This is a genomic window from Leptolyngbya boryana PCC 6306 (genome assembly GCF_000353285.1).
Taxonomy (GTDB): domain Bacteria; phylum Cyanobacteriota; class Cyanobacteriia; order Leptolyngbyales; family Leptolyngbyaceae; genus Leptolyngbya; species Leptolyngbya boryana.
The window spans coordinates 4,202,791-4,228,635 of record NZ_KB731324.1; the positions used below are offsets into that span (position 1 = coordinate 4,202,791).

A 25,845-nucleotide genomic window follows, 5' to 3' on the forward strand; every position below is an offset into this window, starting at 1 on the left:
ATATTATCTGAACTCGTTCTCGACCGGGAGTCATTCAAATTCTTAAGTCACCTAGAGCAACGGGTAATAGCGGATTTCAAACCTATTTGCCATAGAAACTTTTGTCCTTGCCGAGTCCCGTAAATACAAACTCTTTATACTTCCTCGTACTTAGAAAAATTATACTTAGAGCGGAAATATTTCGAGAAGATTTAATTCCAGTTCGTTCTTTCGTTGTAAGCAAAAATGTATTCTGCAAGTCCTTTATCCATTCGTGTTACTGAAGTTGGTGAATATATTCGTTACCGCTCCTGCGAAAGACGGTTCAAATTAGAGTATAACGATCGTGATTTAGCCTCAGAATTACCGTTTGCAGATCGCTTATTCAATACTATTGATCCCGTTTTGCAGGCAGCTGGTAGGCAGAGAGAAGATGCCTGGGAAGTATCGTTACAGAGTGGAGGTCTGACCGACCTAACTAATTTCTCAACGCAATCTGGAAGTGAGACAACAACGCGATCTGGAAATGACACAAATTGGCATGATTTCGCGACTATACTCAGTGGCATCTCCATCGGCAGTAATTCATATGGACGAGAAATCTCAATTCATGCCCGATTAGGAGCTTTTGAGATCAAGGGGCAATTGGATTTCCTCGTAGTGTTGTGGGATGGCTCTCGACCTCGCCTTAAAATCGTCGAATGTAAAGCAAGTAGACGAGATCGCACTTACCATCGGATTCAGGTAACTCTCTATCGGATGATGCTGAGCGCACTTCTTGAATCTCACCCTCTTTTTATTGGTGGTTACCGCATCACATCAGAAGATATTGAATGTGTTGTTGCACGTATTCAAGAAGATAACAATTTAAGTCAAGATATTTTGGCTCTTGCCCCCTTAAACCTAGAAACAGAAGAAGCGGATATCCGACGATTAATTGCACCGGGTGGAAGCTTGGAAAGAATTGTTAACAGTGATTTAGCAGATTTGGACTATCAAATAGAATCCAAATGTGATGACTGTGTTTTCAGCGTTCATTGCCTAACCGAAAGTGCTCGTGAAAGGCGCTTAGAACTGCTTGGGCTAGAGCCATCTGTTATTCGCAGTTTGAGGAATGCAGGGATAAATAGCATAGACGATTTAGCGGAACTTGACTTGGCAGGTGGGCAAGCAATTACTTTGCGCCAAGACCCAAGTTACTCAGGCAATCTCGAACTGATGAGACTTCATGCACAGGCACGTCGAAAAACTCTGCCAGGTGGCGACACTCATCCTGATGAATATGAAGTCATTTCGTTGCCGAATACTGGACAGGGACAATTACCTCAGCACGAAACGTCTGATGGAAGAAGACTCATCAGAATTTACTTATCGATAGACTACGACTACGTTGAAAATCGAATTGGAGCTTTAGCCGCTCACGTGACCAATAGTAACTGGCAATTGCATACAGGATGGTTAGACGGAGATCCAGACCCAGAAACAGGTCTTGTACGAAGAGTTCCGAATCATGTTATTCAAGAGCAAAATAGGCAAAATGAAATTGGTCGTGACGGTAATAACCGACCAATTTATGAAGAACGTCCCTTGCTAAGCAGGGATGTCATTCACTTCAAAAACGACCCGTGGACAGGTGATTACGTCACTGATACAAGCGCGGAGCGAACGCTAATTCAGTCGTTTTTATCCGAGTTGGTCGATGCGATCGCAGATGTAGCTGAGCTTGACGAAGCGCCGATTCATTATTACATCTGGTCAAGATCAGACATGGCACAATTAGTTGAAGGTTGCTCCCGTGCCAGTTCTAGGCTACTGGCGAGTTTAAGAGAACTTTTAGGATGCCGCGATCACTTGGAGCAATTGATCTACTCCTGTCTGCAAGAAGAAGTAGACCAGAGATTTGCTCTGGGTTGGACAAGCAGAGGACTTTCGGTTGCCGCATCGCTCAAATGGTTTGGTAATACCTACCACTGGCAACGCCGTGTCAGTGGACGACCAATTTCTTTACATCAAGAGTTCACTCAAGACATTTTTGACTTCAAAACTGATTTATGGATTGATCCATCAGTTCCTGCTTGGACTGAAGAAGGAGATGGAATCAGACATAAGTTTGAAATTCGTAGCCGCTTTCATGATTCATTAACAGCACCATACTGGAGAGCATTTTGGAGAAGCCTACCAAATCCAAGTGCTATTCGGGATGCAAGAGTCCGTCGGGCTATAAATTCTTACAATAACGCGCAGAGACCTAACAACCTACGCGAGTATTTGCGTGCGCGTGTCCATGCTCTTCGTTGGATTGAAGAAAGAATCAGATTTAAGAATCCAGAAATTAGCAAACCCAATGTAATAATTGCAAATCTTCCTGATTTTAATCTTGGTGTCAATGACACTGCAAGAGCAGCACTTGATTTTCTAAAACTTGATCAACACATCAATCTCACAAGTTGGATCGCTGAGCACCTTGTACCACCTCTGTACAGAATCTCTACAGGTAAGACAATTCCTCTGCGAAACATCGTTTCACTCGGTCAAGTAGATGATTCATGCCAATTAACTGCGAATCTTGATTTGACAGATTTCGATATCAATCTTGAAGCATTCAGAAATAATTGCAATCTCGGCCCAGGTGCATTTGTTAGACTTAGCCCCTTTTCTGAAGCCCGTCGAGGGCAAACCTTTAGACAACTGATGATTGGCGGAATTACTTGCACTCTTCAGAATCTTGATTGGGATAGTGGAGAGGTAAGCTTGTCAGTAGTCCGCTTTCGAGGAAGCGATTTGTACCGATTAGGTAGCCGAGTGCCGGAGCGTGGACCTTTATTCGATCGAGCAACACTAGATGAAAGCCCTTCCGACTTCGTTGCTCCCAGGGTAGATAACCGTCTTCAGACTGTCATTAATAGCCATGTTTATCAATGGTTTCACCCTGAGTTATCTCAGATTCCAGCACAAATAGATATTGCTCCTGCCATGATAGAGCAATATCAGGAAATTCTGAGAACCTTACGCTTGCGACGTGGACGGCAATTAGCACAAGAACAGCGTGAAGCTGCTACTGAGGGCTTAAGGACGAGAATCCAACTTCTTCAGGGGCCACCTGGCACGGGTAAAACTGAAACCACGGCTGCTTCCACTTTACTTAGAATTCTTGCGCGGAGAACAGTGCGGACAGAAGGTAAAAATCAATATGGAGAAATTGTCGTTATAGCAGCCCATACACATACTGCTGTTAACAACCTTTTACAGCGTATCCATAGTGTATTGCCCCACTTTATTGACGCAGCCAGTGAGTCTGGTCTAAGAATGCCACCTGTTCGCTTAGCTAAAGTAGTTTCACGAGATGAAGATGAAGTGCCGGGAGGAGACATTCCCAATATCCCATCTGAGCCAAGTTTAAAAGTCTTCCAACCATTCAGGGAAAACTCCGTTCTAATTATTGGGGGCACAACTGGTGCGATCCTAAAGCTAGCTAAAAAACTAGAAGGTTTCTCATCATTTAAGGGATTTCCTATTTCAACATTGATTGTTGATGAAGCTAGTATGATGGTCTTCCCTCATTTCCTGGCTTTAACTACACTAGTTGGCACAGATGGTGAGATTATGCTTACTGGGGATCATCGGCAGTTGTCCCCGATTGTGGCACATGACTGGGAAAATGAAGATCGCCCTCCTGTGGTTGCTTACCAACCTTACGTCAGCGCTTATCAAGCAGTTCTCAATATTAAGCAAAATTTAGGAGTTCCAGACTCTCAAATTCTTTGTTCTGCGCTTAGTTTTACCTTCCGCTTACCACCATTGATTCGAGAATTAGTGGCAAGGCTTTATGTGCGAGATGGCATTCACCTAACAGGTCCAGAACGCAACAGTTCACCAGGAATTGTTCCTGTAACTGCATGGGAAAAATTATGGAGTGCCTCCACCGGGCTTTATCTAGTCCTGCATTCCGAAAGACGGTCTAGAAAAAATAACGAGACTGAGGTTGCTATTGTCGAGCAAATATTAGAAGCTAACTATGCTGCCATTCCTGAAAATTCCGTAGCTATTGTTACACCACACCGAGCGCAGAAGGCCCTGTTGAATAGTGGATTAACGAACTATCGAAACATTGTAGATGTAGTTGATACTGTAGAGCGGTTGCAAGGCGGTGAACGCCCAACCGTGATTGTCTCTGCTACTGCCAGTGATCCTTCTGCAATTAGCAAAAACGTGGAATTTATTCTTGATTTGAATCGCTCTAATGTAGCTTTTTCTCGTGCTCAGGAACGGTTAATCGTCGTTTGCTCCAGTTCTTTGCTTGACCACATCCCTGCTGACTTGGAGCATTATGAATCTGCTATGCTTTGGAAATCGCTGCGCGAAATTTGCTCTCAGGAAGTGGCTTGTGAAACCGTCAACGGACATACAGTGCAAATTTTCACTCCACCCGATGCGCTTCCAGAGGCAATTGTAGAAGAAGAGTTATGAAGCGATTTCAATGTCTTGATCTCCACCAAGATTGAGAATTAGGTTTTTACTTTGCTTACCTCGATTAATAGAGAAAGCGGTGTAAGACAAAACACTTTCAACAATTGCTTTGACTACTTCTACATGCACACCATTACCTAACGCTTTAAATGCACGCTCTCGTGTTTCAGGTAGGATGTGTTCCTCTGGCAATCCCAAAAGCAACAACCCTTCTGATCGGGATAGGAAACGTTTTTTTGGTCCAAGAATGGGGATTTGGGTTTCTGTCATGGCGACTAAAGAAGGGATTGATGAGTACCGTTTCACTCGCAACCCAGAGGGGCGAAATTGTAGAATATGCTGCCATAAGTTTCTTTCTTCCCCCTGACAGTTCCACTCAAGCTTTCTCAAAGAAGGTGGAAATTGGCTTAGATCGTCCAACCATTCTCTAGTAAAAAAGCGTGAATATTTATGGAACCATTCTCGGTTTTGCCGTATGAATCTCACTTTCCAGTTAGGGAAATGAGATTCCGGCGTTTGAGCATAGCTTGGTAGAAGTGCCAACAGTTCATCTTTGCTCATCCTCTTCTTTAATGAGTATGCATTCAAGCATGCTCGTAATTCTCTAATTGTGGCAGCATAAGGGGTATAGCTTTCAAACGGATAAGTTGCCTCAAATTCATCTCCCCAAATCGGAAATGAAGGCAAAGAAACGGTTTTTTCAGGTAAGTTCTTAATTAATTGATTCCAATGATTGATGCACTCCCGCTGCTGATCCGATAAGGATGTCTCTTTTCTCTCCTGCTGAGAAAGATTTTTGTTCAATTTGATATACTTCTCTAGGGGAATTAATGGCTGTATGTTCTTGGCAGGAAAAGGGTTTTCTGGTAATTCCTCATTCAGAACGCCAACTATGAAGAATCTCTCCCTACAGTGTGGAAAGCCTAAATGATGAGGAGAAAATAGTCCTGGCCCACCACTTCCCACATGAGTCGTTCCACGCACACTGTAACCAATTCTCTCTAGCCGAGTTTTTACAATGCTCCAAGTACGACCGGAGTCATGACGTTCAAAATTACCTACATTTTCTAGAAAGAGATATTTCGGTCTGCATTTTTCTAAAATCTCTAAAATCTCGTGAAATATAGTCCCTTCTGTTGGGTCATTAAATCCACGTTGATGACCCGACTTTGAAAACGGTTGACAGGGAAAGCCTGCACAGAGGATGTCATGTTTTGGAACTAAATTTTTAGCTTCTCGAATATCGCCATATGTCAGATGAGCCACAGAGGGGAAATTCTTTTTGTAGTTCTCTCTTAATTCTTCATTGATCTCAGATGCAAAGACGCACTCAAACCCAAAGCTAGATAGAGCCTTGTGAAATCCTCCCAAACCAGCACATATGTCCACAAAACTCAATCTCATTTGTTTTACTTTGCGTAGCCCATAAATTAATCCATCTGAAATTTTACTTCTATAATGTGTGATGATACACAGGACTCAAAATAAGACTGCCCTGTTGCATCACCTGCTAAAGCTATGCCTCTTTTGGCGATTTCGCATTTCAGAAAAGAGCATGAAGCAACGATGGCATTTGCTATCGCTCCAAGTTGCAGGAGGCTTAAATCTTGCTTTGCAATTTGGACACTCTGAAAGAAGTCTGAGACCGTGAACTTCGCAGCCTTGAGTATCTTTAAACTGCCACTGAATCTGATGACAGGGTAGTTCTGCATAGCAGGAAGCACAGAGGCGAATGGGTTCAAGTTGCATTCCGACACCTTCTGGAGGCATCATTTTCCATAGTTGCTCTACTGAGATTCCAGTTGCTGTGGATAATTTCTCGAATTGTTGCTGAGTGGGATAAGGATTGAAACGAAACTTCTCCCAACGTGCGATCGCTCCTCCCAAGCCTGATATTTTTCCCACTCCACTAGGAGTCAATTCGTTCGCTTGCCGAAACCGCCCCAGAAAATGACTAATGCTTTCTCCTTCCAAAGCTTCCACATGAAAGAACCAAGGTTGAATCTCTGAGTGCTCGATCATCGGTACTCCGTTGAAACTTCCTTTAAGATCTCCAAATCGATTTTGGTTTTACCTTGCTTTAAAGCTCGAATTGCAGCTTCTCGAAGAACCATATCTAGCAGTCCAATATATCCTGCCGTAGTCTCTCCAAGAATCTTGAGTGCCGCTTTACTTGTGAGGTTTGAAGCAACAGGCAACTTTAGAATTTGTTTCTCCCAGATCTCGATCGTTCGACGAAATTCCTCTCCTGCCAGTTTGCCAAACCGATGACAAGCTCGAAATCGGTTATAAACCTGCTCGTCTCGCTTAATGACAGCATCCAAACGATCGGTGCCGACCAAAACAACAGAAATCTCCAATTTGTCGAAGATATCTCTCACATCTGCGAATGTTTTTGGCTTGAGGCGATCGGCTTCATCAATAATCAGCATTTCAACACCACATCCTTTCAGCACTCGCATCGTTCGTTCCCGAATTTCTGCCACTGTTCCTTTCACCATCTGATATTTCAAGTGTTCAATAATGATTTGGAATAACTCCTTTGAACCGCACTCTTGAGGCACTTGAATATAGACCACAGGAACGATAGGAGGTTTTCCTGCTTGCTGTGTCGGCTTGTGCCGTAATCGATACGCATCACAAGCCAAGGTCTTACCTGTTCTAGATTCTCCTACCACTCGGCAACTTTGCCTTGCCTGACGCTTTCCCTCTAGCCAATTGTGCAAGCTCTGCACTTGGCTGAGAGACACCACACTTTTCTTAGTTAATCGATGGATTTCTGCTTGAAGCAACTCACTTGTGAGCGGCAGCGATCCTAACGTTTGAGCTATTGATTGAGCTTCATTTGCCATCATTTCTACCACCCAAAGTCATCACGCAACTTCTCGTAATCCTCGATCTCTGATATTTCTACACATTGAGTTTCTACAATCTCAGTCTCAAATTGAGAGGCTTCATCCAGGTGCAAAACTTGAGGTGGTGAAGGAACCTGATCAATTTTGACCTCTGCTTGTTCCGCTTTCTGACGTTCTTTTCGGGTTTTCTTCTGTACAAAAAGGTCGCGATCCCGCACCTCCTCCAGAATGGATCGATTGCTGATGGTTTTACCCACATCTCGAATTCTTCGACTGCTTGCCTTCGCCTCATAAAGAGAAATAGTCTCAGTCTCTAAATCTTGAGCGTGAGCACGAGTCAGAAATACTTCTTTCCCTTGTTCCTGATGATAGACAAAAACTGTTGTAATATCGCGTGGCTCGTAGCGTAAGGTAACGGTTTCTCCCGCATAACCTGCTAGATTTTCCCCGCGGTATATTAGATTCTCAAATCTCAGATAACCCTCTCGGTAAACAGTGCGCCGTGTTTGTTTCATCAGACAAATATCCAATTCTCGCTCTGTCAGAACGCTTGGATTTGCTAATAATCCTGCTTCCCATCGTTGAAAACGAGTTTGGTCGCCCATTCTGGCATCAATACCCTGGTTGTAGCGATCGGTGATGTAGCGTACCAAGAATTGCTCTAACTCTCGCAAGGTCAGACTCGCAGACTCTTCAGCTTCCTCTGGGCGCTTTTGAACATTCGACCCTGTATACCCCGGCAATATTGAGAAAAACTCTGTGTTTAGAGTGCCAAATGGGCGTTCTACCACTCCTCCTTCTGATGGACGATTGCGCAAATGGCAGGTGAAGCCAATTTGAACAGCAATTTGTTGAAGATGATTTGAACGAAAATCCTTGCCGCCATCAGTGAAAAAATGTTCTGGTTTACCGTATGTGCCCCAGTCGCAATTTAATTGATAGCGATCGGGATAAGTTTTTGGCAGTATGGCATGACGCAATGCCAATGCTACAACATCCGAACTTGGAGCATCAAAGCCTAAGTTAACGCCAACAATACATCGAGAGTAAGTATCAACAACCGTCGTTAACCAAGGGCGACCAATCAATTCCCCATGTTGATCTACTAGAAGGATATCTGCACGTGTATGGTCACATTGCCAAACTTGGTTACTGTATTCGACAGACAAGCTGTTGCCATCACGAGTTTTTAGTGACAGTCTCGAACCCTGCCAACCAATCGATCTAACATTCTGTTTTTCTGTCTTCCGTTGAATCAAAGGATTTAGAACCCGATAAACCGTCATGTGACTAGGATATTTTGTGATTCCCTCCTGCTGAGCTTTTACTTTGACTCGGATTGCAACTTGGGCAGGTGTCATTCGCTTGCCATTTTTATTGCCCTCTTGATAGGTCTTGATGATAAAATCTTGCCACTCCTGCTCGATTCGATGTTCTCCTTTATCTGTTCGCTCTCCATTAGATAATCCTGCTATGCCCTCTTCCTGCCAGCTTTTCACCATTCTTTGTACAGTGCGCACAGACTTACCCAAACGAGTTGCAGCATCTCGTAAGCGGTTTCCATAGGTAGCGCGATCGCAAGGTTCGAGCAAAGACTGGATTACTTCAATCTTTAGTTTTGCTTCGTCCGATAACTCTGTAACGATTTGATTCTGCTCGACTAATTCTCTAGAAACCTGTTCACTTTCGGGAAATTCAATAGGAAGCTGCATAAGTACATAAGTCCTATCAGGAACTGCACTAATCCTATGAGGAAGAAATAGCGACAGTCAATCTGTTAGACAGGAAAATTAATACAAATTAACTATTTGAAGCGATCGCAAGACGAGCGAATTCCAAAATCAGATCTAGTCGAGCCAATACGTGTTGAGTTGAGTTATGACTTGAACGGTTGTAGATCGCTCGGCACTAACCACTAACGTCGATATCCCTACTAAGAGGACGGTGCAGTGATGCCAATACCCTGGTTCGACTTCCGCCATTACAGTGTCCCCCGGTAAAAAGCCACCGCGTGCCTGAAACTCATAATTCTTCACTATTAAATTGTGTCGAAAGGCATCTTCTGCATCGGACACCTGTTGATAGAAATCTGCCCAATCCGAGTAATAATCAGCGAGCCAATCCTCGTATTCTGCATCGCCACAGTCTTCGAAATCGACTGCCGCCTCTTCATCAGGCAGATCAATATCGATATTGCAAGCACTATAAGTCATGGCTCACCGTTCTCCCAAAGTCGCCGTATCAGTCCTACGTACATCCCTTGGATATCTACTTGGTTCGCTTCAACTACGGTGGGTTCGTAAGCAGCATTTGCAGGTTTCAAAATGACTTCGCTTCCTTGTCGGTAGAAATACTTCAGGGTCGTTTGTGTATCTACTCTTGCCGCGACAATTGCTCCATCCTTAATTCGGACTGGATTAGAGATGGGGCACATGATGATCAAATCATTATGGTCAATCAACGCTCCCACCATACTGTCACCCCAAACTCGCAGCACAAACCAATCCTCACTGCCTGGGGGTCTCTGCCCTGGTAAATCTAACCACTCGATGGGTGAATCTGGAGACAATTCCACCAAACTATGGGCTGCGATCGTACCCAAAATTGGAAGTTGGAAGCTCGGAGTTGTTAGTCCGTAGCGTTCACCGTTCTCACGTAACCAAGCTTCCGTAAATCGAATGGTGCGAGCGGTGCGTTCATCGTAAATCAGAACACCTTTGCGCACCAGAATCTTGACCAGGGACTGCACTGGAGCAGGTGAGGTGTATTTCAACCCTGCTGCAATGTCTCGAATTCCTGGGCTGTAACCGAAACGGTGGAGGTGGGCTGCCAGCCAATCCACTAGACGTTGTTGTGTTGGTGTGAGAGGAGCCATGAGTTTTTTGTAGTAGTACAAATAATCTGCAAAAAGAGGGGATTTGTCAAGATGGACTAATTTCATGGAATTCCCATTCAGCATGGGCAGCCGGGGGTTACTCGCCACGTAATTGCTCAACTTAGTAGCTGTGTTGAAGCAGAACGTCAAATCGAGGGCAAGACCACTTGTGAACGTTGCTACTACCTGCTCAGTTTACCGTTGGATGCTCGGCGATTTGCTCAATCGTACGGGGTCACTGGGGCATTGAAAATCAATTGCATTGGATGCTTGATGTCGGATTTCGAGAAGACCAAGCTCGCTCTACTCTTGGCTACAGTGGAGAGAATTTAGCGATGATTCGCCACCTGGCGCTCAACTTGTTGAATCAGGAAAAATCAGCAAAGAGCGGCATCTATGCAAAGCGGCTCAAAGCGGGTTGGAACAATAAGTATCTGCTTAAGGTGTTGGCTCACTCCTCTAAAACGACTCGTCAATCATGAAGAAGTGTGTGCGTTCGCCCTATACCGATAACGAACTGAATTGCCCATATTGTCATCGGAGTGTTTTCCCTACATTGCTCAACAGGGAATCGTGCGGATTTCAAAACGTACGAAGGCAGAGCTAGAACGGATAGGCAGGGGAAACCGCTAGGACGACCGGATGAACTTGAGAGATGGAAACGTAAACTAATCGTCATGAAGAATTCTGGGTATTCACAAGGGCAAATGCAGCAGGAAACGCAGACTCGCTTACATCATCAAATCTATTTGAAGAGAGTTTTAGGGGAGTAGCGATGAGGAGGCGCTTCCAGTATTTCTTGAACATCGGTTGCGATCGCAAACTAATTTCAATTTTCAATACATCACTCAAGCCGTTGTATCAATTATTTCCTGATCTTGTGACTGAAACACGAATATACACGTAAGCCCATTTAATTCGTGATTTATTTATGACACAGAGAATCCAACTTCCAGGTGACAAAGCGTGTGAATATGTGGCAGCACTTGCCTCACATATTCAGTCAATTAATCTCCCGCCAGAAGACAAGCGAGCACTCCTTCAGGCAGTGACAATACTATCTAACTACTTTAACTGCTGATTTTCAAATGCTTTTCGGATTTCATCAATTAAGCGCTTGAGAACCTCTCGCAAATATGCAATCTGCTCCGGAGTAAGTTCCCCCCACTTTCTTTCATCAATTAGATAGTTGATTGCAGCAATGTAGGGATGAGGAGACTCAACTATAGGATTCTCTACAGGAAGAGGAGTATTTTGAGTGCGACCACCATACTTCTTGAGGCAGGTATGCACCCAATTAAGATATTCAGTCAAATCTTCCTTGAATCGCCCTATCTTCTGCCTAGGAATTAAATTCGAGTAACTTCGGAGTGTATATTTGCTTGCTTGCTGAACCCAATTCTCCTTACAAGTCTCTAGCCATTCTGCCGCTTCCTTGCAATCTGCAAACCCCTTTGAAAGAGACTCGAAATTGTTAAGCAAACTAAAAATTTCCTTAAGTCTTACAGCATCTTCAGGACTAAAGCGCCCAGTATCAACGTTGTTTAGTCGCTGAGCAATATCAATAACTAAACGAGCTGCTTTCTCCTTTTCTGCTTTTGCTTCTTCTTTTAGGTCTTCATTACGCTGAGTCAGATATTGAATATGAACATCTTTCCGGTCAACAATACCTTTTGTTACAAGAGTTACTAAACCAACTAAACCACTACTGCCGAGGATAATTGCAAACCAATTGGGAGAATTTTGAGCCATATCAAAAGTTCTAGAAAAAAGACCCTGAATTCTACAAATTTTACGACATTTTAATACAGGTGTAAGAAGTAACAAAAGCATCCACCAAGCTGATATAGTATATTTGAACTATAAACAGAATTACTGCAATGCTTAATTTTTTACGTAGAAATAATCAGCATCAACAACAATCATCACCTGATAAATATCAGGGCAATAGTCTTGATAAATCTATGACTGAGATTGCAATCAGTCTCATTAATGGACAGAGTGGAGCAGAGTTTTCTGCATACTTCATTAACCTCTTCAAAAACGATCCACGGTTCATCAAAAACGTTGATCCAGAATATAGAGAAGCTCTACAGCAACTACTTGAAAGTGCTGAGTAATTCTTATTTAGCTAGAATTTCTGGGTTTCTAGCTAAATAGATTTTCAAGCAGATTTTTTCTAAACACTATGCGGAAACTGAGGTTTATGGGAATCTTGCCGCGATCGCACCTTGATTGTGGTCTGATTGTAGATTTTGAAGTCAGGTTGTCCTTTTGCTGGTTGTCATCTATTGAGATCTCAAAATCATGACGCTGATTGTGTTAAACCCCTGATCGTAAAACACGACACTGAATTTGTTACTACTCTGAAAAGCGACATGGATAATGTTAATCGTCCTGCAAGGGCGCGATCGCTCTGAAAGAGCTGAAAGTCAATATTAATAGGAAGTTTAAGTTGTTGAGGCTGAACGACATCAATTCGTTATGACGACATTTAAAGTGTTATTCGACAACAATTGTCGAATAACACTTTATTCTGCTAGCAATTTGCTGTTCTTTCAATCTACACATAGAGCAATCCGATTTGAGTTGTGAAATTTGAGAACGCTCCTAAATTCTCCATGCTGAGGGACTGAGAAGTCTCAAAATTCCCAGTTTCAAAGTCTCCAAAATTTGGGGGATTTAGGAAACACAACAGATCGTGCATTTCACGATTAATTTGGGACTGCGATATAAGGAGATTGTGTTTCGTAATGGAGAAGTTAAGCAGATCGTTGTGCAGGGTTAGGGCTGGAATAGCTGTTTAGGAATTTCTCTTTGATCACTTTGCAATGAACGTGAATATCCTAGTTGCTGAGCTTTTCGTGCAAGCCCTTCTTGTGGGCTAAAAACTTTAGCATTCCAGATATCATGACAGACTGCCCAATATATTCTGTTAGATCCAGAGTTATAGCCGAATACATCGCCACCAGGATTCAGGTAGTGAAGGTAAATTAGCTCGTCATTCGGTGCAGAGGTGAATGCTACAAAAGGTTGGCTGGTTGAGCAATAAACCCATCGTGAGGTTCGTTCAGTCTTAGAGTCTTTACCTGTAAATTGAGTTTCAACTTCAATTCTGTAGAGCTGATTTGCTGCTCCACCCAGCTGATTTTGATGGACTAATGTTCTGCTCAGTAAAGATGATTCCCAGCAAGTACCTTGACGACATCCCGAATCAAGAACTTGTTTAGGTTGTGCGATCGCGGGAAGAGAGACAGTCAAAATGCTCGAAAGCGTGATGAATTTGAGAATGCTCATTATGAGACTACTGAAAACACTTTAGTAATGGCTTAGACTTTCTGAGTAGATTGGCCAAACCCAATACTAGCGGACATTGTAGCGCAGATATACCCAAGTCTAGCCACCATCCAGAAACTTTCACAAACTGAGAGTACAGTCGATGAAAGTACAGTGAACAGTTCGGTTCATTGAACGGATGGCAAGAACCCTAGCAGTAAGCTGCAATATCTTCACCACAGACATCTGCTAGGTAACACAGTGCTTTGAATCGTAATCCTACGAGTTGTTCGTAGAACGGGTTCAGTTTGCACATCGGCGGAATGTGAAACAAAACGCGACCGAAGAAGCGGACATCACGTTCAAACGGGCATTGGGCAGGAATGAGGCGACAGAAGAAGTGAGCAGTTTCAGCGGTGTGAATTTCAAGATTGTCGAGTTTTTCAGCGATCGGACGGAGAAGGGAAGCTGCAAGTTTGTGAAGTGTAGGGTACAACATGACTGATCTCCTGAGCTGTGAGGTGTTGGGGATTTGTTCTCTGCTACTGACTTATACGGTTGAACTGGATGGTTTATGCAAGGTGACTTGGAAGGCTTTGAGCTTCAGAGATGGTACAACAGAGAGCGCTACTTGAAAATTTTGGCACTGGACGGATATCAAATTGAACATTGTCGATCGACAGCTGCAGATGTTGATGGAGGGAGCAGAGTGTTCTACCTTTTTCTAAGCAGTGCGCGAACAGCTTTGCTGTGCCAAAGGCAATGTTCTCAAAATGGAGTAAGTTGGTATCGCGGAGACGTTATCCTGAACCTTGTAGGTTGGACTCTAGATTATGTTGCGGCTCAGTGAAATAAAGCTCCCGTTAGATCATACCGAAGCGGAAATTGAAAGCGCCATTCTCGACATGCTGCACCTTAGGGCAGAAGAATTGGTTGGGTATTCCATTTTTAAGCGCAGCTATGATGCCCGCAATCGAGGGGAGAAGATTACTGCGGTCTATATTCTGGACGTAGAAATCAAGCAAGAAAAACGAGTACTGCAACGGTTTAAGAAAGATCCGCGGGTGAAAGAGACACCGGATATGAGCTATCGTCCCGTGGCTCACGCGCCGCAAGGATTTACAGAGCGACCGATCGTCATTGGCACAGGGCCTTGTGGGATGTTTACGGGACTGATGCTGGCGCGGATGGGATTTCGCCCGATTCTGCTGGAGCGGGGAAAACAAGTCCGCGATCGCACGGCCGATACGTTTGGCTTTTGGAAAAAGAGAGCTGACTTTAATCCAGAATCGAATGCTCAGTTTGGCGAAGGCGGAGCAGGAACTTTCTCCGATGGCAAACTCTACAGCCAAGTTCGCGATCCGCAACACTATGGGCGGAAAGTGTTGACAGAATTAGTCAATGCGGGCGCTTCACCGGAGATCCTGTATGTAAATCGTCCGCACATTGGGACATTTAAGCTGGTGGGAATCGTTGAGAAGATGAGAGCAACGATCGAATCCTTGGGCGGTGAGATTTGCTTCCAAAGCCGAGTCGAAGAGGTCTTGATTGAAAATCGGCAAGTGCAGGGCGTTCGCTTAGAGAGTGGAGAAATCCTCGAAAGTCGGTATGTGGTGCTCGCGATTGGACACAGCGCTCGCGATACGTTCCAAATGTTGTTCGATCAAGGTGTTTATATTGAGCCGAAACCGTTCTCGATCGGCTTCCGGGTTGAGCATCCGCAGCCCGTGATTGATCGCGCCCGATACGGACAATATGCAGGCGATCGACGATTGGGGGCAGCAGATTATAAGTTAGTGCATCATGCCAAAAATGGGCGATCGGTGTATAGCTTCTGTATGTGTCCCGGTGGATTAGTCGTTGCTGCGACTTCAGAGCCAGGGCATGTCGTCACAAACGGTATGAGCCAGTATTCTCGCAATGAACGTAATGCTAATAGTGGGATTGTCGTTGGCATTTCGCCCGACGATTATCCAGGAAGTCCTTTAGGGGGAATTGCCTTGCAGCGACAGTTAGAAAAGCGGGCGTTTGAGTTAGGGGGCAGAACCTATGAGGCTCCAGGGCAGTTAGTCGGAGACTTTATTGCCGATCGTCCGTCGCGCGAATTTGGCAGTGTGTTGCCGTCCTATGCGCCGGGTGTGCGGTTAGGAGATTTGGGATCGAGCTTACCAGAGTACGCGATCGCGGCAATCCGCGAAGCTCTCCCCGCCTTTGAAAAACAGATCGCAGGGTTTGCGATGCCCGATGCGGTTCTGACGGGTGTAGAAACTCGAACCTCTTCCCCGATTCGGATCAAGCGTGGGGAAGATGGGCAGAGTGTGAATACTCAGGGTTTGTTTCCAGCGGGAGAAGGCGCAGGCTATGCAGGCGGAATTCTTTCAGCAGGAATTGACGGCATTAAGACGGCGGAAGCGGTAGCGTTGCGGATGCTGGCGACTTAAGCGCACAGATCAATACCGTTGCAGCAACCGCGATCGCTCTTTCTTCATTCCACCAGGGAGAGGCTTGCCACCATTGCCAGAGGGGAAGACTGCCTTTACTGAGATTGCAGCGGTTACAGACTGCGACTAAATTTGATATGACATTCCTGCCCCCTTTGGATTCAGCCACGATGTGATCCAAGGTGAGAACTTGGGGAGTACGTCCACAGTAGGCACAGGCTCCATTGAATCGTTGTTTGATTCCAGCTTTGAGCTTGTGCTTTTGGGATTTCCGCCCGAGTTCTCGAAAGGGGGGCTTTGAATTCATGCGTTTAATCTCATCCCTATTTTGTTTTTATCTTGGTTCTGTGCAGGTGCGACTTGCAGAAGTAGAGTTTAAGAGTAACTCAGTGAGTGTGAAAGGTGAAGTAGATTACATCTATGGATGAGAGCGAATGGATTGAGGAGGCTCACTGGTCACAGTAGTAGCACGATCGTGGGCGTTTCCCCTCTTGTATACACGATCAAAAGCGACTGAATCATTCAGTAGGTGCGCTCGTAAAAACAATGCGCTCCATCGGGCGATCGTTGCAATTGCTTGAGGTTGATTTAGAGTGGGTCGGCTTGGATCACGGGGATTATCTTGATTGGTCATGCTGTAGTGATTTGCCCCCTTGACGATAATGAGTGCCTTTGGCGGCGTTTGAATGTGCTTGTAAAATTGCCTGTGCATATCCCCGGAAAGCACTGATTCTGAATCGCTCTTAATCCGACATAACCACCGAGCGAGTGTCCTAATAGTCCTAGTTTGGTTGTGTCAACTCGGTTCGCGAGACGGGATTTAGAATTTGCATTTTCGGCAATCATCTGTTTGAGCACATCGTTAACTTGCTGTTGTTCTGCTGCGAACCCGGTGAAGCAAATGCGTGCTTGGTATTGCAAGACGTATTGATGATGATACAGGCACAAGTCAAAGCAGCATAAATAGGCTTTCTCATAATTTTGCTCCTGAATACGATCAATCAGTTCTTCTAGTTTGATGAAATTGCTCAGTTAATTCTACTGGGTTCATCAGGCTGAGGGAATTCGTCAAACATGAGGGATGAGCTAAGCGGATAGGGATTCCGATTCAGTGCTTGGCATGTCCAATGGTGAGGAAGCATAGAGAGCAATTTGCTGAGCGGCAATATATTTGGAGTCAGCAAAACTGCGAGGAGTAATGTCGCGATCGCGGACTAAACTCCCTGCCGCTTAAACCATGCTTGAAGCCGTTGCCATCCTTCGATCGCTTCTCTCTCCCGATAAGAGGGACGATAATCCGCAAAGAAAGCATGAGGTGCATCTGGATAAACAATGATTTCAGACTGGCTCTGCCCGGTTTTGAGTCGAGCTTGCATCTGTTGCACTGTTTCAAGCGGAATGCCTGTATCTTTGCCGCCGTACAGTCCTAGAACTGGAACCTTGAGCGATGCTGCAATATCGATTGGATGCTTAGGGGTGACTGGTGTTGCATCACCGACGAGGCGCCCGTACCATGCCACTCCTGCTTTGACTTGGGGACGATGTGCTGCATAGAGCCAGGTCATTCGTCCTCCCCAACAAAAGCCTGTGATTCCTAACCGTTCAGCATTTCCCTTGGCTGAGCGCACTGCCCAATTCACGGTTGCATCTAGATCAGACATGACTTGGGCATCTGGAACCTTGGCAACAATCGGACGAATTTGATCAATGCTGCTTAACTTTGAGACATCGCCTTGCCGGATAAATAATTCAGGTGCGATCGCGACATAACCTAACTTGGCAAATCGGCGGCAAACATCTTGGATATGCTCATGCACCCCAAAGATTTCTTGAATCACCAAAACAATTGGAAAATTAGAACCTGTCGCTGGCTGCGCTCTGTAAGCAGGAAGCTCGCCATCTGCAACGGGAATTTTGACGGCACCTACAATCAATCCCTTCGCGTCAGTCGTGATTGTTTTGGCTGAAATAGGTTGTACCGCTAGGGCAAACCCTGTTGCGAGAGTAGCAGTAGCAATGAATTTCCGGCGCGTAAACTCTTTCGTCATTTTTACAACTGAGCAATTTCGCTCCGATTTTACTGGCTTGACGAAGCTAGCGATTCTAGCCTACGAGAGATATTCAGAAAATCGAACGGGGTTTTGTCAGTAAGAGAGGAGTGATGTTCCTGGATTAGTTATTGATTGATCGGCAAAGTTACTGTAAATGTCGTGCCAACATTCACCTCACTTGCGACGGAAATTGTTCCACCCGATTGCTCAATGACCTGTTTCACAATGGCTAGCCCTAACCCTGTTCCTGAAATATTGCCGACATTGCTTGCACGAAAAAAGGATTCAAACAGGTGTGCTTGATCCGTGGGAGAAATACCAATCCCTTCATCCTGGACTTGGATGATCACTGCTGCTGATTCACACTGCAATCGAAGCCGAACAGTGCTTTGAGGGGGAGAATATTTGATGGCATTGGAGAGCAGATTGGTGAGAACTTGGCGCAGCAATACCTCATTCACATGAACGCTCAGGCATTCTGCTGCACAGTCAAACTGAATTGTATGGTTAGCTCCCATACCAAACTTGATCTCTTCCACTAATTTGCGGCAGAACGGCTCAATGACAATCAATGTCATATTTGCCGTCGCCCCGATCGCTTCTGCTTTGCCCAATGCCAAGACATCATCGAGTAGAGCAGTCATTGTTCTGACGGCGATATGGATGCGTTGAGCAAAGTCGGCTCGCCGTTCTGGTGATAAGTCGCTTTTCTCTAGCAGTCGAGAGAACCCGAAAATGATATTGAGAGGATTGCGAAATTCATGGGACACCATTGAGACAAAGCGTGTTTTGATCTGTTTGAGTTCGCGTTCTTGTTCTAGGGCAGCTTGAAGTTGAAGGGAAAGTCGTCGCGATCGCAGTAAGATTTCCACTCGTGCCTGTAACTCTAACTTTTCGATTGGTTTGCTAATCAGTTCATCAACAGTTTGCCAGAGATGTCGCGTCACCAGTCTGATATCCGGTTGGAGCGTAATCAGCAAAACAGGCAAAAATACAGGTTGCTCTGCGTTTTTCCTCGCCTGTACCCATTCCCACAAATGGTGTAACGCTGGTCCATCCAAAATGCACAGGTCAAACGGTTCATTGAGCAGTGGGACAGCATGCTTTGCCTGCACCACAGACTCTCCAACGGTGACATCGTAATATCGTCCTAGCCACTCTGTCAGGAGGCGGCGATTCTCCGTTTGCTCAACAAAGATCACAATTCGGTTCATCGCTTACTCACCCTCTAGCAATTCGGGGATACCTGTGAGGATACCTCGAAGTCGATTGAGCGGATTGCCAACTTTAATCCCATCCCGACTAATTTGAAATTCACGCAGGGTTTTCTCAAAATCGCTGATCCGCTTCTTCAGTACGCCGATCACACGTCTCAATTCACCGTGTATTTCCAGATAGCGCAGAAAGATAATATTGTCTGCTAAATAGCTAATCCCAATTTCGGTTGCCTGAAATTCTCCGGTAATCGATTCAACTTCATTCACTAGCAGAACAGCAACCCCCAGGTTTTGCAAATACTTACAGAGGGAATGAATGTGAGGGGTTAAGTCTTCGCCTCGAACTGAGAGCCGATACCCCGATACACTATCGATCATGACAATCCGTGCCTGATGTTCTTCGACTTCCTGGCGCACGAGGTTGGCAAATTCATCAGGGGTATAGTGGAGCGGTTCGATTTGCACGATCGATAAAGTGCCGCGCTCCTGCATGGCGTGAACCGGAATATTGACTCCTTCAGCCCGATGCAACAGCGTTTCCTTGTTTTCCTCAAAGGTGTAAATCACGGATCGCTCTCCCCGTCCGGCTGCCTCTTTCATAAACTGAAGCCCTAACGTACTCTTTCCTACCCCACTCGGTCCACTGATGATGGTAATCGTGCTGCGTTCAAGACCACCATGCAACAGTGCATCAATTTCTGGAATTCCCGAAGAAATCGTTTCTACGGTCAGCGCTTGTTCCGATACTCTGGGTAATAGTTTCGGAAAAAGCTGCATTCCTTCACTCGTGAGGCGAAAGCTATGATTGCCGCTGCGAAAATCGCTTCCTCGAAACTTGGAAACCGACAGGGTGCGATTGTCCTCATTAAAGTTCAAGTCAAGCACCCCGTCGCTCATGAACTGTAAATCATCGTCGGGGGCTTCGACGCTGTGTTCTGAGGTAAACAGCACCGTAATATCTTTCTCTGTCAGAAATCGCAGAAACGACAATACCTGCTTACGGAACTGAAAGGTATTGGTTGCCAGGTAGCGAAATTGGGTCATTGAGTCGATGAAAATTCGCTGCGGCTTTAGGCTTTCAACTTGTTCTACAATGCGTTGGGTTGTTGGCTCGCGCTCGACTTCAGCGGCTGAGAAAATATCGTAGGTTTGTACTTGAGCAAAAAAGTCGGAGGTGGGGCTAAGGTCAAGAAACGTGATGCCCTGAGTGTTGAAGTTCAAGCCTTCAGCTGTTTTTTGCAGTTGGGCAACCGTTTCTGCCAGTGTAATGAACAGAACGGTTTCACCGTTTGCGGTTCCCGACGCTAAAAAGTGCATTCCTAAGGTTGTTTTACCTGTACCCGGTCCGCCTCGAACCAGATAAGCACGACCGGGTACATATCCACCATGAAGCACTTCGTTGAGTCCTGAAATTCCCGTCAGTAGTCGATCGTGAGTCATCTGTAAGCCATCTCCCCTCATTGCCTAATCCTGATAAAACGTGATGTAATGTGCCTTTTCTGCTGTGCGGGAGTTGACTGTCCGTTGAGGGTCAGAAAGTTCAGGCTTCATGGGGTGAGTTACCTGTCTCTTTTGGCTACGCTGCCTAGCAAGCACAAACTGAATTAGAAACGAGAATACCAGTAAGGACTTAAATGTTGCGAAAAACAAAAGGAAAGTTCGGCAACCATACTCTCACAAGGCAATTGAACACCTGCAATATTTATTCGCAAAAAACGGAAATTTTCACATTCTGAGGCAAGATACTCAAAATGTGACAAGCCATTTTTCAGAATTTATCGGCTTCTAATCTGGCTCTGTTGGAGTTGCTGCATCATTTGTTCTTGCGTCAATGCTGGCTCTTTGCAACTTAACCCCTGGCACACTAGCGCCACAGCGTTTTCTGGTAAAGCATCAATGACAATTAGCGCAGTTGTGGGCAAGTAATGGGTTTCGAGCGGAGTAATTTGCTCGATCGAACTCCGAACCAGTGTTTGATTGCGAAACCAATCGAGTGCAACAAACAAACTCGGACAAGCAGAAGGCGATTGTTCCATCACGCTTGCAAACGCTTGTAAGGCTTGCTCTGCTTGATCGAAGTAATCTAAGTTCTCAGTTAGTAATGACAAACGGACTAAATTCGCGATCGCAATGCCATTTGCCGCAGGTGTTGCATTATCGGCATAGCTCCGTTCCCGAATCAGTAAATCTCGACTCGCATCTTTTGCTGTGTTGTAATAGCCACCTTGTTCGATGCTCCAAAGATACTCGTCAAACTCATCTTGAATCCGAATGGCTTCTGCTAGCCAATCTGTCTGGTTCTCTGGCGCATCGGATCGAATGCTCCGTGTAGCTTGATGTAAATCGAGTAGAGCTTTAATGAACAGAGCAAAGTCTTCAGCTTGGGCAAGTAGCTCAACTTTGCCGCCATAATTTAGGCGATGGAAGCGCTGATTGATCCATTGATTTTGCAGAATGAAATCTGCGGCTTGGCTGGCAAGTTCTAAGTATTCTAATTCTCGAAACACCGCATACGATCGAGCGAGTCCCGAAATCATTAAACTATTCCAAGCAACAATCATTTTTGTGTCGGTAACGGCTGGAATTCGTCCTGACCAAGCAATAGATTTTGCTTCTTCTGCATTCCGAGCAGGCGGAAACGGATCACTCACACAAGCTCCATATCGAACTTCAAACAACTTGCTGAGGGCAGTTTCAGCAGTCTGTGAAAGTTGGTTAGAGTTCTGGCGTTGTAGTACGATTTTGCCTTCAAAATTTCCAGCAGGAACAATTGAGAACTGTTCCGATAGCTCTGTGAATTCTTCCGAAGTTAGTAACGCTTGCAGTTCTGAATAGCTCCATACATAGAAAGCTCCTTCTTCGGGTTCTGCATCTTCTGGAGTAACAAAACTATCGGCATCTTGTGCGGCATAAAAGTAGCCTTCGGGTGCAGTCATTTCGCGTTTGAGCCATTGAGCCGTTTTCGCGATCGCTCTTTCAAACGCAGGTTCTTGCACGCCCAATGCCCAGAGATTTGCTAAATATTCGACAATCTGCCCATTGTCGTACAGCATTTTCTCAAAGTGCGGAACTGTCCAAGTCGCGTCCACGGTATAGCGATGAAATCCGCCTGCGACATGGTCAAAGATGCCACCTAAAGCTAAATCTAAGCCGCGTTGAGTCACTGCTTCGCGCGCGTCATACCGATCGAAGTCGAACCGAACTGCGTGCAGGACTGCATCCGCATAAGGAATCATCGGAAATCTTGTACCAGGCATTTGTGCCGATAGAATCCCGGTACTATATTCCAACCCCAGTTTTAAGAGTTCGTCGCTTAAAGTCTGAGTGGGAAGCAGAACTGAGTTTTGGAGATTTGTGAGAATTTCTGATTTGACTCCATCGATCTTGGCACGATCGCTGTCATACAAGCGCCGCAACGTCTGCAAGATTTGCAAAAAACCAGGACGACCATATTTGGGATCGATTGGGAAATACGTTCCGCCATAGAACGGGACTAAATCGTCTGGAGTTAGAAAAATATTTAAGGGCCATCCTCCTTGTCCCGTAAGCATTTGCAGCGCTTGCATATAAATGCTGTCGAGATCTGGGCGTTCCTCGCGATCGACCTTGATCGGTAAGAAATTCTCATTTAGATAGTCAGCGATCGTCTCATCTGAAAACGCTTCACCTTCCATCACCGTACACCAGTGACAAGAAGAGTACCCGATCGAGAGGAAGATGATTTTGTTTTCTCGGCGTGCCGTCTCGATCGCATCTTCGCTCCAAGCCCACCAGTTGATCGGATTGTGAGCATGTTTGCGTAGATAAAGGCTTTGGGCATGGAGTAAGCGATTCGGCATAGAGCGGTGAAGAACACGATTTCAAAATTGTGCTTGAAATCCGCAAATTCTTCACCCCTCTGAGCTAATTTGAGCTTATTTTGCTTCTCCCCGCAAAATCGCATTGCCGTCTTTGAAGTCAATATCCTTGATATCCAGACCGCGCAGCTTCATCTCGATATTGAGTTGCTCCTGCACTTTGGCAGCAGGGACACCCAACCGATTGGCAACTTCTGCGATCGTAAAACTCATATTCCCAATCTGGATTTTTGCATTTTGATCAAACCGTAACTTGCCATTTTGCATTTCTGGTTTGCCTTCAACGCCGATGTAAACTTTGCGATCGCTCATCGGAATTTTTTGCGTAATTTCAGATAACAAGTTTTGCTGTTTTGATCCCAGTCCGCTATTTTTTAACTCCTGAACATCTACAACCGCTCCTGTTTTTAGCTTGTCATCTTTCAGCGAAGTATGAAATCCTTTCACAGAGTTTGGTAAGGGTTGACCGCCACTTTTTTCAGTGATCTTTGTTACCAAAAGATCATTCAATTCCTGAGAATTTAGGGCAACTTGTACATTTGGATTTGGGCTGAAAGGCTTGTCAGGCGAAGCATTAGCAACAATCTTTGTATCAGGAGAAACCCGATTGGGTTGTGGAATTGATTGAGCTTTCTCCTCAATCTTTTTTTCAATAGCTGCCCCAGACTTTTGAATTTGGGCATAAGTTTTGGGATTCTTTTCTCCCTGCGCATACCATTCGGGTAATTGTGTCAACTGTCTCCAGAAATAATAAATTCCTGACGCAGTTCCAAGCACAATTCCCGTCGTGATCAATAGAAATAAAACACCAGATTTCTTCACAGCTACCTCAAGTCAATCTTGTAGGATCTTCAGTCAATCTATTATGTAAATTCGAGTTAATCAATCACTTGTTTAGATACCGCACTGATACGACCTATGCAACACGATCGCGCTTAGGTCGCTAAAATATAGAAAATTCACTGGACTGGATTCATGATTCCTACCGTTATTGAAACCTCCGGACGCGGCGAACGCGCCTTTGATATCTACTCTCGACTCTTACGGGAGCGAATTGTGTTCCTCGGTAGCGCGATCGATTCCGATGTCGCCAATTTGGTCGTAGCTCAACTGCTGTTTCTCGAAGCCGAAGATCCCGAAAAAGATATCTATCTCTACATCAATTCTCCGGGTGGCTCGGTGTCAGCCGGGATGGGCATCTACGATACGATCAAGCAAATCGGCCCTGACGTTTCGACGATTTGTGTCGGGTTTGCCGCTTCAATGGGTGCATTTCTCCTGAGTGCTGGCACTAAGGGCAAACGGATGAGCCTGCCTCACTCGCGGATTATGATTCACCAACCGCTCGGTGGTGCTCAAGGACAAGCGACGGATATCGAAATTCAAGCGAAAGAAATTCTGTATCTCAAGAAGCGCTTGAATACGATTCTCGCGGATCACACAGGTCAACCGCTTGAGCGAATCGAACAGGATACAGAGCGCGACTTCTTTATGTCTGCCACAGAAGCGAAGGACTATGGATTGGTGGATCAAGTCATCGATCGTAAGCCTTCTGCTACTCGTCCCGCCGTTGTGAAATAGTTTGTCAATTTCACTCTGGTTTGATTCTGTCTCGCTGCGATTCCATCTCGCCCCGGATTTTCATTGACGGGTGGGATGGAATCCCAGCAAGAAGACCGAAATGATGAAGAATAAAGTGAGAAGGTAATTTGATTCACGCTTATTTGAAATTGCTATGACTCAAGTTGAAGGTGCTGTTTTTTACGATCGCTCATCCTGGGGACGCATCCAAGTCTCAGATGCTGATCGCCTCAATTTTCTCCACAATCAAAGCACCAATACATTTAATCTCAGAAAACCCGGCGAAGGTTGCGATACTGTCTTCGTCACTTCAACGGCTAGAACGATCGATCTCGCAACGGCGTACATTCTAGAAGATTCGGTGATTTTGCTCGTTTCACCTGGTTTGACTGAAAAGCTGATGAAGTTTCTCGATCGCTATATATTCTTCGCAGATAAAGTGAAACTTGCTGATATCACTGCCGAGACTCAAACAGTCTCAGTCTTGGGTTCAAAGAGCCATGACATTGTCAAAGAACTGGGTGCAGCCGAGTTGATCGCTCAGCCTTACGGAACGCACTGCCTTGTCGACGGAATTCGGATTGCGGTTGGTAGTGGACTTGCGACGGAAGGATATACCTTAATCAGCGATCGAGCAATTGATCTCACGTCAAAGCTCAAAGATTTGGGCGCAACTGAAATTGATGATCAAGCCTGGAATCAGCTACGAGTTGAACAAGGTCGTCCAATGCCGGGAACTGAATTGACCGATGATTACAATCCTTTAGAAGCCGGATTGTGGCATACGATTTCATGGAATAAAGGGTGCTATATCGGACAAGAAACAATTGCCCGTCTGGATGCCTATAACGGCGTGAAACAAAACCTCTGGGGCATCAAGCTCAATCAAGCGGTCGAACCTGGAACAGTTGTGTCGATCGCGGATGAAAAAGTTGGAAAAATTACCAGTGTTGTAGACTCGATTGGGCTTGCCTATATTCGCACCAAAGCAGGTGGAGCAGGATTACAGACTGATCTCGGTGAGATTGTTGCACTCCCGTATTTGACGCGTGAAAAACAGAATTGAGAGATAGGGAGAAATTTAAGCCTGGATTCTCCCGATTTCCCAACTGGCTACGGACACAAGACCCGGACGATAAACTCTTAGAAAGTGTTTTAAAGGTAATCTTTCAGACACATTCACCCGCCCCCGGACTGAAAGCCGGGGCTAGTTGAACGAAGTCCACTGAAGGGACTAAAATTCAAT

At 45.2% G+C, this 25,845-nt stretch carries 21 protein-coding genes and 1 pseudogene; 6 read left to right on the top strand and 16 right to left on the bottom strand.

The annotated features are described in order from the left end of the window. Window positions 1–225 precede the first annotated feature (225 nt). Entirely contained in the window at window positions 226–4,446 is a 4,221-nt protein-coding gene (locus LEPBO_RS0120995) for an AAA domain-containing protein (protein WP_017289541.1), read from the top strand. Here the strand turns inward: LEPBO_RS0120995 and LEPBO_RS37770 are convergent. The 6 genes from LEPBO_RS37770 to lexA all read right to left on the bottom strand — a co-directional run bounded on the left by LEPBO_RS37770 (window position 4,441) and on the right by lexA (window position 10,176). Then, window positions 4,441–5,850, bottom strand: a complete 1,410-nt coding sequence (locus LEPBO_RS37770; protein WP_017289542.1) for a DNA cytosine methyltransferase — start codon at window positions 5,848–5,850, stop codon at window positions 4,441–4,443. The genes LEPBO_RS0120995 and LEPBO_RS37770 overlap by 6 nt on opposite strands. Window positions 5,851–5,949: 99 nt before the next feature. Continuing rightward, window positions 5,950–6,468 carry a TniQ family protein gene (locus tag LEPBO_RS0121005; RefSeq protein ID WP_017289543.1) on the bottom strand — a complete coding sequence of 173 codons (519 nt, stop codon included), beginning with the start codon at window positions 6,466–6,468 and terminating at the stop codon, window positions 5,950–5,952. Then, window positions 6,465–7,301, bottom strand: coding sequence for a TniB family NTP-binding protein (locus LEPBO_RS0121010; RefSeq protein ID WP_026148797.1), 837 nt, complete (start codon window positions 7,299–7,301; stop codon window positions 6,465–6,467). The genes LEPBO_RS0121005 and LEPBO_RS0121010 overlap by 4 nt, the downstream gene beginning before the upstream one ends. Window positions 7,302–7,303: 2 nt before the next feature. Next, window positions 7,304–9,013, bottom strand: a complete 1,710-nt coding sequence (locus LEPBO_RS0121015) for a Mu transposase C-terminal domain-containing protein (protein ID WP_017289545.1) — start codon at window positions 9,011–9,013, stop codon at window positions 7,304–7,306. A gap of 135 nt (window positions 9,014–9,148) precedes the next feature. Further along, window positions 9,149–9,514: a hypothetical protein gene (locus tag LEPBO_RS0121020; RefSeq protein ID WP_017289546.1), complete on the bottom strand. Its 366-nt coding sequence runs from the start codon at window positions 9,512–9,514 to the stop codon at window positions 9,149–9,151. Then, entirely contained in the window at window positions 9,511–10,176 is a 666-nt protein-coding gene (gene lexA / locus LEPBO_RS0121025; protein WP_026148798.1) for a transcriptional repressor LexA, read from the bottom strand. Before lexA ends, LEPBO_RS0121020 begins: the two co-directional genes overlap by 4 nt. Before the next feature lie 230 nt (window positions 10,177–10,406). Between lexA and LEPBO_RS0121030 the strand changes: the two are divergent. After that, a pseudogene (locus tag LEPBO_RS0121030) lies at window positions 10,407–10,658 on the top strand (transposase); the annotation flags it as partial. 583 nt (window positions 10,659–11,241) lie between these two features. On the opposite strand, the gene LEPBO_RS0121035 reads toward LEPBO_RS0121030, so the two are convergent. Then, complete coding sequence (locus LEPBO_RS0121035; protein ID WP_017289549.1) at window positions 11,242–11,928, bottom strand: hypothetical protein; 687 nt, start codon at window positions 11,926–11,928, stop codon at window positions 11,242–11,244. 128 nt (window positions 11,929–12,056) lie between these two features. Here LEPBO_RS0121035 and LEPBO_RS0121040 point away from each other — a divergent pair, with 128 nt between their 5' ends. Continuing rightward, window positions 12,057–12,296 (top strand): hypothetical protein, encoded by a 240-nt coding sequence (locus LEPBO_RS0121040; RefSeq protein ID WP_017289550.1) that lies wholly within the window; start codon window positions 12,057–12,059, stop codon window positions 12,294–12,296. 664 nt (window positions 12,297–12,960) lie between these two features. Here LEPBO_RS0121040 and LEPBO_RS0121045 read toward each other — a convergent pair. Further along, complete coding sequence (locus LEPBO_RS0121045) at window positions 12,961–13,473, bottom strand: hypothetical protein (RefSeq protein ID WP_017289552.1); 513 nt, start codon at window positions 13,471–13,473, stop codon at window positions 12,961–12,963. A gap of 190 nt (window positions 13,474–13,663) precedes the next feature. Beyond that, window positions 13,664–13,951: a Mo-dependent nitrogenase C-terminal domain-containing protein gene (locus LEPBO_RS0121050; RefSeq protein ID WP_017289553.1), complete on the bottom strand. Its 288-nt coding sequence runs from the start codon at window positions 13,949–13,951 to the stop codon at window positions 13,664–13,666. Between the two features lie 334 nt (window positions 13,952–14,285). On the opposite strand from LEPBO_RS0121050, the gene LEPBO_RS0121060 reads away from it, so the two are divergent. Further along, a complete protein-coding gene (locus tag LEPBO_RS0121060; protein WP_017289555.1) occupies window positions 14,286–15,893 on the top strand; it encodes an NAD(P)/FAD-dependent oxidoreductase in 1,608 nt (535 codons plus the stop codon). Here LEPBO_RS0121060 and LEPBO_RS40225 read toward each other — a convergent pair. The 7 genes from LEPBO_RS40225 to LEPBO_RS0121095 form a co-directional block, all read right to left on the bottom strand. Then, window positions 15,850–16,200 carry an HNH endonuclease gene (locus LEPBO_RS40225; RefSeq protein WP_017289556.1) on the bottom strand — a complete coding sequence of 117 codons (351 nt, stop codon included), beginning with the start codon at window positions 16,198–16,200 and terminating at the stop codon, window positions 15,850–15,852. The two genes, LEPBO_RS0121060 and LEPBO_RS40225, sit on opposite strands and share 44 nt — an antisense overlap. A gap of 111 nt (window positions 16,201–16,311) precedes the next feature. Further along, on the bottom strand, window positions 16,312–16,605 hold the full coding sequence (locus tag LEPBO_RS40230; protein WP_017289557.1) for a hypothetical protein: 294 nt from the start codon (window positions 16,603–16,605) through the stop codon (window positions 16,312–16,314). Between the two features lie 502 nt (window positions 16,606–17,107). Beyond that, window positions 17,108–17,941: a dienelactone hydrolase family protein gene (locus LEPBO_RS0121075; protein WP_017289558.1), complete on the bottom strand. Its 834-nt coding sequence runs from the start codon at window positions 17,939–17,941 to the stop codon at window positions 17,108–17,110. A 128-nt stretch (window positions 17,942–18,069) separates the two neighbouring features. Next, entirely contained in the window at window positions 18,070–19,158 is a 1,089-nt protein-coding gene (locus LEPBO_RS0121080) for a hybrid sensor histidine kinase/response regulator (protein WP_017289559.1), read from the bottom strand. Window positions 19,159–19,161: 3 nt separating this feature from the next. Beyond that, window positions 19,162–20,601, bottom strand: coding sequence for an ATPase domain-containing protein (locus LEPBO_RS0121085; protein WP_026148800.1), 1,440 nt, complete (start codon window positions 20,599–20,601; stop codon window positions 19,162–19,164). Window positions 20,602–20,936: 335 nt separating this feature from the next. Next, entirely contained in the window at window positions 20,937–23,000 is a 2,064-nt protein-coding gene (locus LEPBO_RS0121090) for a thioredoxin domain-containing protein (protein WP_017289561.1), read from the bottom strand. Window positions 23,001–23,075: 75 nt separating this feature from the next. After that, window positions 23,076–23,840: a hypothetical protein gene (locus tag LEPBO_RS0121095; protein WP_017289562.1), complete on the bottom strand. Its 765-nt coding sequence runs from the start codon at window positions 23,838–23,840 to the stop codon at window positions 23,076–23,078. A 153-nt stretch (window positions 23,841–23,993) separates the two neighbouring features. Between LEPBO_RS0121095 and clpP the strand changes: the two genes are divergently transcribed. Together clpP and ygfZ are read left to right on the top strand one after the other, a co-directional pair. After that, window positions 23,994–24,599, top strand: a complete 606-nt coding sequence (clpP, locus tag LEPBO_RS0121100) for an ATP-dependent Clp endopeptidase proteolytic subunit ClpP (protein ID WP_017289563.1) — start codon at window positions 23,994–23,996, stop codon at window positions 24,597–24,599. Between the two features lie 154 nt (window positions 24,600–24,753). Then, the gene (gene ygfZ, locus LEPBO_RS0121105) at window positions 24,754–25,665 is read left to right on the top strand and encodes a CAF17-like 4Fe-4S cluster assembly/insertion protein YgfZ (protein WP_017289564.1); all 912 of its coding nucleotides are present in this window, start codon (window positions 24,754–24,756) and stop codon (window positions 25,663–25,665) included. The last annotated feature ends 180 nt before the right edge of the window (window positions 25,666–25,845 follow it).